This window comes from Brevibacterium sp. UCMA 11754 (assembly GCF_021532275.1).
Taxonomy (GTDB): domain Bacteria; phylum Actinomycetota; class Actinomycetes; order Actinomycetales; family Brevibacteriaceae; genus Brevibacterium.
The window spans coordinates 1-13,778 of record NZ_JACBOT010000010.1; the positions used below are offsets into that span (position 1 = coordinate 1).

Here is a 13,778-nt window from a genome sequence, read left to right on the forward strand (position 1 = left end):
ATGGTCGCGGAAGTCGAATTCCCGACCGCCGTGAGGCTGCGTTGCCACGGGAACGGACGATCGCATGGCCCATGTCGACGATCTCCTCGTAGAGTCGGTCGACCTCCCGTTCGGTGTCGACGACGACGTAGATAGAGGTTCCCCGCCGACGCTGTCCAGAGCCGAGCCGTCATTGCGGACGGAGCCGAACATGATTCCACCCGTCTCGCCCAGTGCGTATTCGCGTGGACGAACGATCTCGGAATCAGGCTCGTCCCTGACGATGAGCCTCTCGGTGAAACCGAGCGCGAGCAGCAGAGCGGTCGTGGCGGCCGCATCTGTGGTCCCTCATTGCGGGAAAGACTGTCGTGGTCATACTTCCAGGATGCGCCATTTTCAGGCAGATGTCCCGGAATTTTTACCGATTTGCCTCCCAAAAGCAACTCGACAGCCTCTGAAACGTGTTCACATTCCTTGACGCGCATCCCTGGGGGGTGGAGACGTTGCGCAGCGCACCGTGGGGACGATCGCATGGGTGATGCCCAGGCGTGACGCCTCATTGAGCCTCTCTGCCCCAGGTTGGGTACATGCGAATCTCGCCCGAGAGGCTGATCTCACCGATAGCCACGAATTTTGCGGCCAGCGACTTTCCGATCGCTGCCGAGGCCAGTGAGGCGATCGCCAGGTCGCTGGCCGGTTCTGCCAATTTCGCGCCCCCGACAGTTGCGGTGAAGACATCGGACTTGGCCAGACTGATGTTTCCGATCTTCTGGCTGAGCCGGCGAGCATCATCGCCACACGGGAGGAGTCCACGCCGGAGACAGACCGGCGGGACTGCCCGCCAGCGGCTCAGTGATCAGTGATTGAACTTCGACGAGAAGCGGACGTTTGCCTTCCTGCGTCACCGTCAGACAGGTCCCTGGAGGATTGCTGCCGCTGCGGGAGAGGAAGAGGCCGGATGGGTCTCTCGAGGCTCTTGATGCCGTTTCTCCTCCATGTCGAAGCAGCCGACATCGTCGTCGGTCCGAACCGGTTCTTCACGGCTCGCAGAAGACGCAGTCGGGAGGTGGTTCCCCTTCGAAGTTGCACACCACATCGACGAGGTGTTCGAGAAGCCGGGGGCCGGCTATTGTGCCGTCCTTCGTGATGTGGCCGACGAGCACGGTCGGCAGGGACCTGGCCTTCGCCTCCCGGATCAGGGCCGCGGCCACTTCTCTGACCTGGGTGACGCCGCCTGGGACCCCGTCGATCTCGGAGGAGGCGAGGGTCTGGATGGAGTCGACGATGAGCATTTCGGGATCTTCTCTGCTCGATCATGCACCGCCAGGACGCGCCGAGGTCGGTCTCCGCCGCCAGCAGCAGGGAGTCCTCGAGGGCGTTGATGCGCTCGGCCCGCAGCCGCACTGCCCAGCCGATTCCTCACCAGTGACGTAGAGAACCTTGGCCCCGAATTTCGCAATGCGCGACGACGCGACATCGAGCAGGAGCGTCGACTTGCCTACACCGGGCTCACCAGAGAGGAGAACGACGGCTCCGGGGACGATGCCACCGCCGAGGACGCGGTCGAATTCGCTGACGTAGGTGGTCTTCGCCTGGGCCAGTGTGGAGTCGATCTGATTGATCGACTTCGCACACGCTGGACTTCTTGACCTTCGTCTTGACCGAGGACTTGCCGGCGCCCTTTTCTTCGAGCGTGCCCAGGCCTGGCATTCGGGGCAGCGGCCCAGCCACTTGACGGTCGAATAGCCGCATTCGGTGCAGGTGAAAGACATAGGACAATTTTGGCACGCCCTACTGACACGGATGGGATGTTGACGCAGAGGCCACGGCCGGGCCACAGGAGCCGGTCTCGGGTGCCGGCGCTGACTGCCCGTGAACGAGACGACCTTCCTATAGAGATCGGGCTCCCAACGATCGCTGTCGTTGGGAGCCCGATTGCAGTGTCCAGGTCGATATCAGTCCTGCGCGGTGAGGATCCTGGGCCCATCCTCGGTGATGGCGATCGTGTTCTCCGAATGCGCGCCGTTCGATCCGTCGGCCAAGCGCAGAGTCCAGCCAATCCTTGTCGACGGAGAGCTTCTTGGAGGTGAACGACCACCATGGTTCGATCGCCAGTGTCAGGCCGGGCTTGAGCACCAGGCCGCGTCCGCCCTTGCCGCGGTTGGCCACGTGCGGATCCTCATGCATCGTGTGGCCCAGTCCGTGACCGCCGAAATCGAGGTTGACCGGAATGCGCTGCTCATCGGCGACATCGCCGATGGCCTTCGAATATCGCCGAGGCGGTTGCCGCGCTGTGCGGCGGAGATGCCGGCTTCTGGCCCGACCAGGTTGAGTCGATGAGGCGCTGATCCTCCTCGCTGCCGTTCCCGACGATGACGGACCGTGCTGCATCGGCGACCCAGCCGTCGATGGACACGGCGAAGTCCAAGGTCAGAAGGTCGCCTTCCTTCATCACGTATTCATGGGGCTTGCCGTGGAGAACCCCGTCGTTGACCGAGAGGCAGATGACGTTTCGGAAGGGTCCCTCACCGAATGAAGGTGCATAGTCCCAATAGCAGGAGACGGCGCCGGCCTCTTCGATGAGCTTTCGTGCGCGCTTCTCCAGATGCATGATGTTCATGCCCGGTTCCGCGAGCTCAGACAATTCGGCCAGTGTCTTCGCGACGAATCGGCCGGTGACCGCCATCTTGTCGATCTCGGCGGGTGTCTTCAGCTCATCACAGGTATTCTCCTTCAGTCGTCACGGGCTCAATCGCAACTTTAGTCGGTCTGCTCCCTTCCGTCTCGGTCGCCTTGCCTACCCGTGATCAAACAGACATCCGCGAACGAATTCCATTGCAAGGAATCTTGCTGGCAGGTAGGTTTCGTCGCCATGAGAAGATATCGTCTTCGCTGTCATCCTCGGCAATGCGTTCGGAATGTCAATGATGTCCGGAGCGCAGGCCTTCGATGAGGGCTCTGACTCGTGGATACTTCAGCTCATCGTCTTCCCGCTCGCCGCTGCGGCGGCCGGAATCGTGTCGCTGCTCCTCAAGCAAAGAAAACGGGCGTCGGCCCAAGGCCGACACCCGAATTCCTACGACATTGATCAAGAGCCAGAACAGCCTCGCTGACTACTGCGCCGACTCCTCGGAATGCTTGCGCTGCGCCAAATTTTTGCGGCGATAGTCGAGCCAGACGAGCGATCCGAGAATCGGTATGACGATGATGAACACCGCCACACTAACTTTGTGGGTCCATCGACTCTCGACCGAGCCAGCGTCACCAATGACCAAACAGCCAAACAGAGGAATACGAGGACGAGTGGCAGACCAAGCCACGTCGTACCAGGCAGGCAGCAGAGGGTGCTCAACCATGTCAGCAGACTATCCATCTGACAAGTGACCTTCACAGGAACTCCACCCCCTGGGCAGCGGGAGCTCACCGGAGTAGTTGACCGTGTTCGTGGCCTGCCGCATGTAGGCCTTCACACGAGTCGGTGCCGGATTCGCGGCCGCCGCCGGTCTCTCTTCTCGCCACCGAAGGCCCACCGATCTCCGCACCCGAGGTGCCGATGTTGACGTTGGCGATGCGCAGTCGGATCGGGACAAGAACTTCTCCGACTCGGCCAGCTCTGAGGTGAAGATCGCCGAGGACAGGCCCTGCGGCACCCCGTTGTGGATCTCGAGCGCCTCGTCGAGGTCGGAATACGTAACGACGACGTAGAGGATCGGTGCGAAGGTCTCCGACTCCATCACCGAGGTCTGGGCAGGCATCCGCACGACCGCCGGCTCCACATAGTGTGCGTCGGGTCGGTCCTCGTTCAGAACACGTTCGCCGCCGCAGAGTACTGTGCCGCCCTCGGACTCGGCCTGTTTCAGGGCCGCCTGCATCGCGTCGTAGGATCCTGCATTGACGAGCGGGCCTACCAGCACGCCATCCTCGGTGGGGGAGCCGATGCTCAAGGTCTTATAGGCGGCGACGATCTTGTCCACGAAGTCATCGGCAATCGATTCGTGGACGATGAGGCGACGCAGGGTAGTGCAGCGCTGCCCCGCGGTTCCCGCAGCTGCGAACACCACACCGCGCAGCGCCAGATCGATGTCCGCACTCGAGACCACGATCGCACCATTGTTGCCGCCGAGCTCCAGGAGGACTCGACCGAAGCGCTCGGCCACAACCGGTCCGACCTCACGACCCATGCGCACCGACCCGGTGGCCGAGACCAGAGCAACGCGCTCATCGCGGACCATGGCATCGCCGATGTCCCGACCCCCGACAAGGACAGGGACGAGCCCCTCCGGCGCCCCCACCTCGGCGGCAGCACGGGCCAGCAGGGATTGAGCACCAAGAGCTGCGAGCACGGCGTTCTCCGAAGGCTTCCACACCACGGCATCGCCGGCGACCAGGGCCAGCGCAGTGTTCCAGGAGTAGACGGCCACGGGAAGTTGAAGGCCGAGATGACCCGACGACGCCGAGCGGATGCCAGGTCTCCATCAACCTGTGACCGGGACGTTCGCTGGGCATCGTCTTGCCCCACAGCTGCCTGGACTGGCCCAGGGCGTACTCGCAGATGTCGATCATCTCCTGCACTTCACCGGCGGCCTCGGACGGGTCTTGCCCGCCTCGACCGTGATGATCTTCGCGAGATTCTCCTTGTGCTCGCCCAGCAGCTGCCCCCAGCGCTGCACCAACTGGCCGCGCACTGGTGCGGGAACATCACGCCAGGCAGCGAACGCCTCGGCGGCTGCCGCGATCTTGTCCCCCGCAGACTTCTTGGTGTCCGCGGCCAGGGTGCCCAGGCTCTGGCCGTGATGGGGGAGCGGGCAGGCAGATTCGCCGGGCACTGGTGCCGCCGCTGAGTACAGAGGTGTCGACTCCGCAGGCCTTGAGTCCGGAGGTGAGGAGGTCGGTGATGGTCTGGTCGGTGGGCAATGCGGTCATTGCAGTCCTTTCGCTGGTGCTCCTGATGAGCGGGAATCTGATGATGTGTTTGAGTCAAAGCCGAGGAGGGCGGGGGAAGGAACGTCAGACGATGTTGAGCTCCTTGCGCAGACCCAGGGTGGCGAAGCGCCGTTTATCCAGCCGGAGACGTCGACGAAAGGCTGATGCCCGGTCATGAGGTCGGCGACGACCTCCCCCGACTGCCGGACCCATGAGGAACCCGTGACCCGAGAACCCGCAGGCGTAGAAGAAGCCGGAGAGTTCCTCGGCCTCGCCGATGAGGGCATTGTGATCGGGAGTCATCTCATAGAGTCCCGCCCAGCCGCGCTTGACCTCGACATCACCCAAGGCCGGAGCCCGAGTTTCGATGAGCTCGGCAGGGTGGGCAGCCAGTCCGGGTTGCGCTTGTCATCGAAGTCCCACACATCCGCCTCGTCCGGGCACCAAGAGCAGACCCGGCCCTCCGGATGGACGTAGAAGCTCGTGGAGAAGTCGATGGTGAAGGGCATCCGCACCAGGTCGATGCCCCGCGGCCTCATCCACGGGTTCGCTGACCATGATCTCCCGACGCAGAGGCCTCACTGGCAGATCCACGCCGGCAGCCTCACCGATGAGACCGGACCAAGCGCCGGCGGCACAGACGACCTGCGCACACTCGATTCTGCCCTTGCTCGTCGTCACCGCGCTGACCCTGCGACCGCTGTTCGAACCGTCGCCGCCCACCGAACCGTCACCGCCGGCGGTTTCGAACCCCGTCACCTCGCACTTCTTGAGACCTGCACACCCAGGTTCCGTGCGGCGTTGATGTACCCGGACACCACGGCCTCAGGAGTGCAGTGACCGTCTCCGGGATTGAAGGCGCCGCCAACGAGTCCCGCTGTATCGATGTACGGGGCCAACTCAGCCACCTCGGCGACGGTGAGCATCCGGGACTCCAGACCCATCCGCTGCTGGAGTTCGACGTTGGCGGCGAAGGTCTCAGCGTCCTCGGCGGAATCGAGGAGAGACAGGTACCCATTCTCACCAGATCGATGTCGACGCCGAACTCGGCCTCGAAGCTGCGCAGCACCTCGAGGCTGCGTGTGGACAGGGCGATGTTGACCTCATCGGGAGAATTGGCAACGCACCCCGCCTGCAGCCTTCGACGTCGAACCCGAACCAGGAGTGTCCCGCTCGACGAGAACGATGTCGTGGACGCCATGCTTGGCCAGGTGATAGGCGATGGATGCTCCCATGACGCGGCGCCGATATGACACACCACCTCGGCGCTCGCCGGGGCCATGCCAGTCGGTGATGTGCTCTCCAACTTCCACCTCTTTCGTCTCCTGCTGCGACGACCGTCCGTTGGGCCCTGCGCGGCAACGGGGGAGCGCCGACGTCGATGTCGGCGTATTGCGGTTCACTGCCCATTGTGGTTCCAGTCACGTTTAAGGGCAAGGCGAGTTCATGAAACTGTTTTTAGGAGAACCTGAAAACAGCTAGGCTGTGGCCATGGCATGTGCTCTGGGCAGCTGCGCATCCTTCGTCCACGGTGTCCGGGCTCGGTCGATGAGCCGTGCCGCCGACCCCGAGCTCGGCCACCGTGACGAAGGTGCGCAGCTGCCCAGAGTCCATGCCATGGCCACAGCCTAGCTGTTTTCAGGTTTCCTAAAAACAGTTTTCATGAACTCGCCCTTGCCCTTAAACGTGACTGGAACCACATGGGCAGTGAACCGCAATACGCCGACATCGACGTCGGCGCTCCCCGTTGCCGCGAGGGCCAAGGACGGTCGTCGCAGCAGGAGACGAAAGAGGTGGAAGTTGGAGAGCACATCACCGACTGGCATGGCCCCGGCGAGCGCCGAGGTGGTCATCATCGGCGCCGGCGTCATGGGAGCATCCATCGCCTATCACCTGGCCAAGCATGGCGTCCACGACATCGTTCTCGTCGAGCGGGACACTCCTGGTTCGGGTTCGACGTCGAAGGCTGCAGGCGGGGTGCGTTGCCAATTCTCCGATGAGGTCAACATCGCCCTGTCCACACGCAGCCTCGAGGTGCTGCGCAGCTTCGAGGCCGAGTTCGGCGTCGACATCGATCTGGTGAGCAATGGGTACCTGTTCCTCCTCGATTCCGCCGAGGACGCTGAGACCTTCGCCGCCAACGTCGAACTCCAGCAGCGGATGGGTCTGGAGTCCCGGATGCTCACCGTCGCCGAGGTGGCTGAGTTGGCCCCGTACATCGATACAGCGGGACTCGTTGGCGGCGCCTTCAATCCCGGAGACGGTCACTGCACTCCTGAGGCCGTGGTGTCCGGGTACATCAACGCCGCACGGAACCTGGGTGTGCAGGTGCTCAAGAAGTGCGAGGTGACGGGGTTCGAAACCGCCGGCGGTGACGGTTCGGTGGGCGGCGACGGTTCGAACAGCGGTCGCAGGGTCAGCGCGGTGACGACGAGCAAGGGCAGAATCGAGTGTGCGCAGGTCGTCTGTGCCGCCGGCGCTTGGTCCGGTCTCATCGGTGAGGCTGCCGGCGTGGATCTGCCAGTGAGGCCTCTGCGTCGGGAGATCATGGTCAGCGAACCCGTGGATGAGGCCGCGCTGGGCATCGACCTGGTGCGGATGCCCTTCACCATCGACTTCTCCACGAGCTTCTACGTCCATCCGGAGGGCCCGGGTCTGCTCTTCGGGTGCCCGGACGAGGCGGATGTGTGGGACTTCGATGACAAGCGCAACCCGGACTGGCTGCCCACCCTGGCCGAGCTCATCGAAACTCGGGCTCCGGCCTTGGGTGATGTCGAGGTCAAGCGCGGCTGGGCGGGACTCTATGAGATGACTCCCGATCACAATGCCCTCATCGGCGAGGCCGAGGAACTCTCCGGCTTCTTCTACGCCTGCGGGTTCTCGGGTCACGGGTTCCTCATGGGTCCGGCAGTCGGGGAGGTCGTCGCCGACCTCATGACCGGGCATCAGCCTTTCGTCGACGTCTCCGGCCTGGATAAACGGCGCTTCGCCACCTCGGGTCTGCGCAAGGAGCTCAACATCGTCTGACGTTCCTTCCCCCGCCCTCCTCGGCTTTGACTCAAACACATCATCAGATTCCCGCTCATCAGGAGCACCAGCGAAAGGACTGCAATGACCGCATTGCCCACCGACCAGACCATCACCGACCTCCTCACCTCCGGACTCAAGGCCTGCGGAGTCGACACCTCTGTACTCAGCGGCGGCACCAGTGCCCCGGCGAATCTGCCTGCCCGCTCCCCCATCACCGGCCAGAGCCTGGGCACCCTGGCCGCGGACACCAAGAAGTCTGCGGGGGACAAGATCGCGGCAGCCGCCGAGGCGTTCGCTGCCTGGCGTGATGTTCCCGCACCAGTGCGCGGCCAGTTGGTGCAGCGCTGGGGGCAGCTGCTGGGCGAGCACAAGGAGAATCTCGCGAAGATCATCACGGTCGAGGCGGGCAAGACCCCGTCCGAGGCCGCCGGTGAAGTGCAGGAGATGATCGACATCTGCGAGTACGCCCTGGGCCAGTCCAGGCAGCTGTGGGGCAAGACGATGCCCAGCGAACGTCCCGGTCACAGGTTGATGGAGACCTGGCATCCGCTCGGCGTCGTCGGAGTCATCTCGGCCTTCAACTTCCCCGTGGCCGTCTACTCCTGGAACACTGCGCTGGCCCTGGTCGCCGGCGATGCCGTGGTGTGGAAGCCTTCGGAGAACGCCGTGCTCGCAGCTCTTGGTGCTCAATCCCTGCTGGCCCGTGCTGCCGCCGAGGTGGGGGCGCCGGAGGGGCTCGTCCCTGTCCTTGTCGGGGGTCGGGACATCGGCGATGCCATGGTCCGCGATGAGCGCGTTGCTCTGGTCTCGGCCACCGGGTCGGTGCGCATGGGTCGTGAGGTCGGACCGGTTGTGGCCGAGCGCTTCGGTCGAGTCCTCCTGGAGCTCGGCGGCAACAATGGTGCGATCGTGGCTCCGAGTGCGGACATCGATCTGGCGCTGCGCGGTGTGGTGTTCGCAGCTGCGGGAACCGCGGGGCAGCGCTGCACTACCCTGCGTCGCCTCATCGTCCACGAATCGATTGCCGATGACTTCGTGGACAAGATCGTCGCCGCCTATAAGACCTTGAGCATCGGCTCCCCCACCGAGGATGGCGTGCTGGTAGGCCCGCTCGTCAATGCAGGATCCTACGACGCGATGCAGGCGGCCCTGAAACAGGCCGAGTCCGAGGGCGGCACAGTACTCTGCGGCGGCGAACGTGTTCTGAACGAGGACCGACCCGACGCACACTATGTGGAGCCGGCGGTCGTGCGGATGCCTGCCCAGACCTCGGTGATGGAGTCGGAGACCTTCGCACCGATCCTCTACGTCGTTACGTATTCCGACCTCGACGAGGCGCTCGAGATCCACAACGGGGTGCCGCAGGGCCTGTCCTCGGCGATCTTCACCTCAGAGCTGGCCGAGTCGGAGAAGTTCTTGTCCCGATCCGACTGCGGCATCGCCAACGTCAACATCGGCACCTCGGGTGCGGAGATCGGTGGGGCCTTCGGTGGCGAGAAGGAGACCGGCGGCGGCCGCGAATCCGGCACCGACTCGTGGAAGGCCTACATGCGGCAGGCCACGAACACGGTCAACTACTCCGGTGAGCTCCCGCTGGCCCAGGGGGTGGAGTTCCTGTGAAGGTCACTTGTCAGATGGGATAGTCTGCTGACATGGTTGAGCACCCTCTGCTGCCTGCCTGGTACGACGTGGCTTGGTCTGCACTCGTCCTCGTATTCCTCTGTTTGGCTGTTTGGTCATTGGTGACGCTGGCTCGGTCGAGAGTCGATGGACCCACAAAGTTAGTGTGGGCGGTGTTCATCATCGTCATACCGATTCTCGGATCGCTCGTCTGGCTCGACTATCGCCGCAAAAATTTGGCGCAGCGCAAGCATTCCGAGGAGTCGGCGCAGTAGTCAGCGAGGCTGTTCTGGCTCTTGATCAATGTCGTAGGAATTCGGGTGTCGGCCTTGGGCCGACGCCCGTTTTCTTTGCTTGAGGAGCAGCGACACGATTCCGGCCGCAGCGGCGAGCGGGAAGACGATGAGCTGAAGTATCCACGAGTCAGAGCCCTCATCGAAGGCCTGCGCTCCGGACATCATTGACATTCCGAACGCATTGCCGAGGATGACAGCGAAGACGATATCTCTCATGGCGACGAACCTACCTGCCAGCAAGATTCCTTGCAATGGAATTCGTTCGCGGATGTCTGTTTGATCACGGGTAGGCAAGGCGACCGAGACGGAAGGGAGCAGACCGACTAAAGTTGCGATTGAGCCCGTGACGACTGAAGGAGAATACCTGTGATTGAGCTGAAGACACCCGCCGAGATCGACAAGATGGCGGTCACCGGCCGATTCGTCGCGAAGACACTGGCCGAATTGTCTGAGCTCGCGGAACCGGGCATGAACATCATGCATCTGGAGAAGCGCGCACGAAAGCTCATCGAAGAGGCCGGCGCCGTCTCCTGCTATTGGGACTATGCACCTTCATTCGGTGAGGGACCCTTCCGAAACGTCATCTGCCTCTCGGTCAACGACGGGGTTCTCCACGGCAAGCCCCATGAATACGTGATGAAGGAAGGCGACCTTCTGACCTTGGACTTCGCCGTGTCCATCGACGGCTGGGTCGCCGATGCAGCACGGTCCGTCATCGTCGGGAACGGCAGCGAGGAGGATCAGCGCCTCATCGACTCAACCTGGTCGGGACTCGAAGCCGGCATCTCCGCCGCACAGCCGGGCAACCGCCTCGGCGATATATCGAAGGCCATCGGCGATGTCGCCGATGAGCAGCGCATTCCGGTCAACCTCGATTTCGGCGGTCACGGACTGGGCCACACGATGCATGAGGATCCGCACGTGGCCAACCGCGGCAAGGGCGGACGCGGCCTGGTGCTCAAGCCCGGCCTGACACTGGCGATCGAACCATGGTGGTCGTTCACCTCCAAGAAGCTCTCCGTCGACAAGGATGGCTGGACTCTGCGCTTGGCCGACGGATCGAACGGCGCGCATTCGGAGAACACGATCGCCATCACCGAGGATGGGCCCAGGATCCTCACCGCGCAGGACTGATATCGACCTGGACACTGCAATCGGGCTCCCAACGACAGCGATCGTTGGGAGCCCGATCTCTATAGGAAGGTCGTCTCGTTCACGGGCAGTCAGCGCCGGCACCCGAGACCGGCTCCTGTGGCCCGGCCGTGGCCTCTGCGTCAACATCCCATCCGTGTCAGTAGGGCGTGCCAAAATTGTCCTATGTCTTTCACCTGCACCGAATGCGGCTATTCGACCGTCAAGTGGCTGGGCCGCTGCCCCGAATGCCAGGCCTGGGGCACGCTCGAAGAAAAGGGCGCCGGCAAGTCCTCGGTCAAGACGAAGGTCAAGAAGTCCAGCGGTGCGAAGTCGATCAATCAGATCGACTCCACACTGGCCCAGGCGAAGACCACCTACGTCAGCGAATTCGACCGCGTCCTCGGCGGTGGCATCGTCCCCGGAGCCGTCGTTCTCCTCTCTGGTGAGCCCGGTGTAGGCAAGTCGACGCTCCTGCTCGATGTCGCGTCGCGCATTGCGAAATTCGGGGCCAAGGTTCTCTACGTCACTGGTGAGGAATCGGCTGGGCAGGTGCGGCTGCGGGCCGAGCGCATCAACGCCCTCGAGGACTCCCTGCTGCTGGCGGCGGAGACCGACCTCGGCGCGGTCCTGGGCATGATCGAGGCAGAAGATCCCGAAATGCTCATCGTCGACTCCATCCAGACCCTCGCCTCCTCCGAGATCGACGGGGTCCCAGGCGGCGTCACCCAGGTCAGAGAAGTGGCCGCGGCCCTGATCCGGGAGGCGAAGGCCAGGTCCCTGCCGACCGTGCTCGTCGGCCACATCACGAAGGACGGCACAATAGCCGGCCCCCGGCTTCTCGAACACCTCGTCGATGTGGTGTGCAACTTCGAAGGGGAACGCCACTCCCGACTGCGTCTTCTGCGAGCCGTGAAGAACCGGTTCGGACCGACCGACGATGTCGGCTGCTTCGACATGGAGGAGAACGGCATCAAGAGCCTCGAGGACCCATCCGGCCTCTTCCTCTCCCGCAGCGGCAGCAATCCTCCAGGGACCTGTCTGACGGTGACGCAGGAAGGCAAACGTCCGCTTCTCGTCGAAGTTCAATCACTGATCACTGAGTCCGCTGGCGGGCAGTCCCGCCGGTCTGTCTCCGGCGTGGACTCCTCCCGTGTGGCGATGATGCTCGCCGTGCTCAGCCAGAAGATCGGAAACATCAGTCTGGCCAAGTCCGATGTCTTCACCGCAACTGTCGGGGGCGCGAAATTGGCAGAACCGGCCAGCGACCTGGCGATCTGCCTCTCACTGGCCTCGGCAGCGATCGGAAAGTCGCTGGCCGCAAAATTCGTGGCTATCGGTGAGATCAGCCTCTCGGGCGAGATTCGCAATGTACCCAACCTGGGGCAGAGGCTCAATGAGGCGTCACGCCTGGGCATCACCCATGCGATCGTCGCCCACGGTGCGCTGCGCAACGTCTCCACCCCCCAGGGGATGCGCGTCAAGGAATGTGAACACGTTTCAGAGGCTGTCGAGTTGCTTTTGGGAGGCAATCGGTAAAAATTCCGGGACATCTGCCTGAAAATGGCGCATCCTGGAAGTATGACCACGACAGTCTTTCCCGCAATGAGGACCACAGATGCGGCCGCCACGACCGCTCTGCTGCTCGCGCTCGGTTTCACCGAGAGGCTCATCGTCAGGGACGAGCCTGATTCCGAGATCGTCGTCCACGCCGAATACGCACTGGGCGAGACGGGTGGAATCATGTTCGGCTCCGTCCGCAATGACGGCTCGGCTCTGGACAGCGTCGGCGGGAACTCTATCTACGTCGTCGTCGACACCGAACGGGAGGTCGACCGACTCTACGAGGAGATCGTCGACATGGGCCATGCGATCGTCCGTCCCGTGGCAACGCAGCCTCACGGCGGTCGGGAATTCGACTTCCGCGACCATGACGGCAATTCCTGGGGCGTGGGGTCCTACCGCGGAGCCTGATCAACAGCCGGCTGGTTCAGCAGAGATCTACTCCTCTGTTGACTTCTCTTCCGATGGCTTCTCGTCGGGCGCCTCGGACTCCTTTTCCTCCGACTTCTTGTCCTCGGCCTCTTTCTTCTCTTTGGCCTTGGTGGCGGCGTCCTTCTCCAGTTTGAACTTCGCCGGTTTGCTCTTCTCGTCGCCGAGTTTCACCACGAGCTCGTAATCTCCCGCCTCGAAATTCTTGTTCGTACGATTGCAGTTCTTGTCGACCTGCACCCGGTTCCATTCGAACTGAGCAGTCTTCTCAGACTCGGGCGCGAACTCGGTCGAGACTTCAGCGTTCTCGTCCTCATCGGCGGCGCAGAACTGCGATGACCAGACGACGTCACCGTTCTTCTCGACCAGGAACTCCTGGTCCTTGGTGCCGACCTCGATCAGGCATGTGGCCGTGTGGTTGTTCTCGATCACCATTTCGAACTTGGGCTTGGCCTCTTCTTTGAAGGTCTTCTTATCGACCTTGGCTTTGAGTCCGACCTTCTCCTCGGGGCACTTCCCACTTGCGGCCTTCTCGTCTGGGACTGGTGCTGCCGACGTCGTGCTTGCCGACGGAGTCTCCTCGGCGGCAGGTTCGTCGCTGCTGCCCCTGCCCAGTCCTTTGACGATTCCGACGACTCCGAGCGCCAATAATGCGACCACCACGACGCTGGCCACCAACAGCGCGTATCGCCGCCGACGGTACACGTGTGCTGGCAGCTTCCCGCTAGACTGGCGGGGCTGCCTGGCGCCGTTCTTCGGCTGCGAACCACGATTGGAAGGAGTCATCGCTTTGAGCCTAGGCCGAAG

At 63.0% G+C, this 13,778-nt stretch carries 15 protein-coding genes and 3 pseudogenes; 8 read left to right on the plus strand and 10 right to left on the minus strand.

The features are described 5' to 3' along the window. Window positions 1–535: 535 nt before the first annotated feature. The 4 genes and pseudogenes from HX613_RS05555 to map (HX613_RS05570) form a co-directional block, all read right to left on the minus strand. Window positions 536–685, minus strand: coding sequence for a hypothetical protein (locus HX613_RS05555; protein WP_235344417.1), 150 nt, complete (start codon window positions 683–685; stop codon window positions 536–538). Between the two features lie 331 nt (window positions 686–1,016). After that, a complete protein-coding gene (locus tag HX613_RS05560) occupies window positions 1,017–1,271 on the minus strand; it encodes a hypothetical protein (RefSeq protein ID WP_235344418.1) in 255 nt (84 codons plus the stop codon). A gap of 21 nt (window positions 1,272–1,292) precedes the next feature. Further along, the gene (locus HX613_RS05565; protein ID WP_235344419.1) at window positions 1,293–1,751 is read right to left on the minus strand and encodes an ATPase domain-containing protein; all 459 of its coding nucleotides are present in this window, start codon (window positions 1,749–1,751) and stop codon (window positions 1,293–1,295) included. Between the two features lie 183 nt (window positions 1,752–1,934). Beyond that, window positions 1,935–2,665 (minus strand): annotated as a pseudogene (gene map / locus HX613_RS05570) (type I methionyl aminopeptidase). Window positions 2,666–2,897: 232 nt separating this feature from the next. On the opposite strand from map (HX613_RS05570), the gene HX613_RS05575 reads away from it, so the two are divergent. Then, the gene (locus tag HX613_RS05575; RefSeq protein WP_235344420.1) at window positions 2,898–3,092 is read left to right on the plus strand and encodes a hypothetical protein; all 195 of its coding nucleotides are present in this window, start codon (window positions 2,898–2,900) and stop codon (window positions 3,090–3,092) included. On the opposite strand, the gene HX613_RS05580 is transcribed toward HX613_RS05575, so the two are convergent. From HX613_RS05580 to HX613_RS22550, 4 genes and pseudogenes are all read right to left on the minus strand, one after another. Continuing rightward, window positions 3,093–3,335: a hypothetical protein gene (locus tag HX613_RS05580; RefSeq protein WP_235344421.1), complete on the minus strand. Its 243-nt coding sequence runs from the start codon at window positions 3,333–3,335 to the stop codon at window positions 3,093–3,095. A gap of 9 nt (window positions 3,336–3,344) precedes the next feature. Then, entirely contained in the window at window positions 3,345–4,400 is a 1,056-nt protein-coding gene (locus HX613_RS05585; protein WP_235344422.1) for an aldehyde dehydrogenase family protein, read from the minus strand. Window positions 4,401–4,479: 79 nt separating this feature from the next. Continuing rightward, window positions 4,480–4,805, minus strand: a pseudogene (locus HX613_RS05595) (aldehyde dehydrogenase family protein); the annotation flags it as partial. 181 nt (window positions 4,806–4,986) lie between these two features. Next, window positions 4,987–6,137: pseudogene (locus tag HX613_RS22550) on the minus strand (NAD(P)/FAD-dependent oxidoreductase). A gap of 256 nt (window positions 6,138–6,393) precedes the next feature. Here HX613_RS22550 and HX613_RS05610 point away from each other — a divergent pair. From HX613_RS05610 to HX613_RS05625, 4 genes are all read left to right on the plus strand, one after another. Continuing rightward, window positions 6,394–6,534: a hypothetical protein gene (locus HX613_RS05610; protein WP_235344424.1), complete on the plus strand. Its 141-nt coding sequence runs from the start codon at window positions 6,394–6,396 to the stop codon at window positions 6,532–6,534. A gap of 54 nt (window positions 6,535–6,588) precedes the next feature. After that, a complete protein-coding gene (locus HX613_RS05615; protein ID WP_235344425.1) occupies window positions 6,589–7,929 on the plus strand; it encodes an NAD(P)/FAD-dependent oxidoreductase in 1,341 nt (446 codons plus the stop codon). An 84-nt stretch (window positions 7,930–8,013) separates the two neighbouring features. Continuing rightward, on the plus strand, window positions 8,014–9,552 hold the full coding sequence (amaB, locus tag HX613_RS05620) for an L-piperidine-6-carboxylate dehydrogenase (protein ID WP_235344426.1): 1,539 nt from the start codon (window positions 8,014–8,016) through the stop codon (window positions 9,550–9,552). A 32-nt stretch (window positions 9,553–9,584) separates the two neighbouring features. Continuing rightward, the gene (locus HX613_RS05625) at window positions 9,585–9,827 is read left to right on the plus strand and encodes a PLD nuclease N-terminal domain-containing protein (protein WP_235344427.1); all 243 of its coding nucleotides are present in this window, start codon (window positions 9,585–9,587) and stop codon (window positions 9,825–9,827) included. Here HX613_RS05625 and HX613_RS05630 read toward each other — a convergent pair whose 3' ends face one another. Next, window positions 9,828–10,064: a hypothetical protein gene (locus HX613_RS05630; protein ID WP_235344428.1), complete on the minus strand. Its 237-nt coding sequence runs from the start codon at window positions 10,062–10,064 to the stop codon at window positions 9,828–9,830. 150 nt (window positions 10,065–10,214) lie between these two features. On the opposite strand from HX613_RS05630, the gene map (HX613_RS05635) reads away from it, so the two are divergent. The 3 genes from map (HX613_RS05635) to HX613_RS05645 all read left to right on the plus strand — a co-directional run bounded on the left by map (HX613_RS05635) (window position 10,215) and on the right by HX613_RS05645 (window position 12,953). Next, complete coding sequence (gene map / locus HX613_RS05635; RefSeq protein ID WP_235344429.1) at window positions 10,215–10,982, plus strand: type I methionyl aminopeptidase; 768 nt, start codon at window positions 10,215–10,217, stop codon at window positions 10,980–10,982. A 183-nt stretch (window positions 10,983–11,165) separates the two neighbouring features. After that, window positions 11,166–12,518 (plus strand): DNA repair protein RadA, encoded by a 1,353-nt coding sequence (gene radA, locus HX613_RS05640; RefSeq protein ID WP_235344430.1) that lies wholly within the window; start codon window positions 11,166–11,168, stop codon window positions 12,516–12,518. 42 nt (window positions 12,519–12,560) lie between these two features. Further along, window positions 12,561–12,953, plus strand: a complete 393-nt coding sequence (locus HX613_RS05645; RefSeq protein WP_235344431.1) for a VOC family protein — start codon at window positions 12,561–12,563, stop codon at window positions 12,951–12,953. Between the two features lie 27 nt (window positions 12,954–12,980). Here HX613_RS05645 and HX613_RS05650 read toward each other — a convergent pair whose 3' ends face one another. After that, a complete protein-coding gene (locus HX613_RS05650; RefSeq protein WP_235344432.1) occupies window positions 12,981–13,757 on the minus strand; it encodes a hypothetical protein in 777 nt (258 codons plus the stop codon). Between the last annotated feature and the right edge of the window lie 21 nt (window positions 13,758–13,778).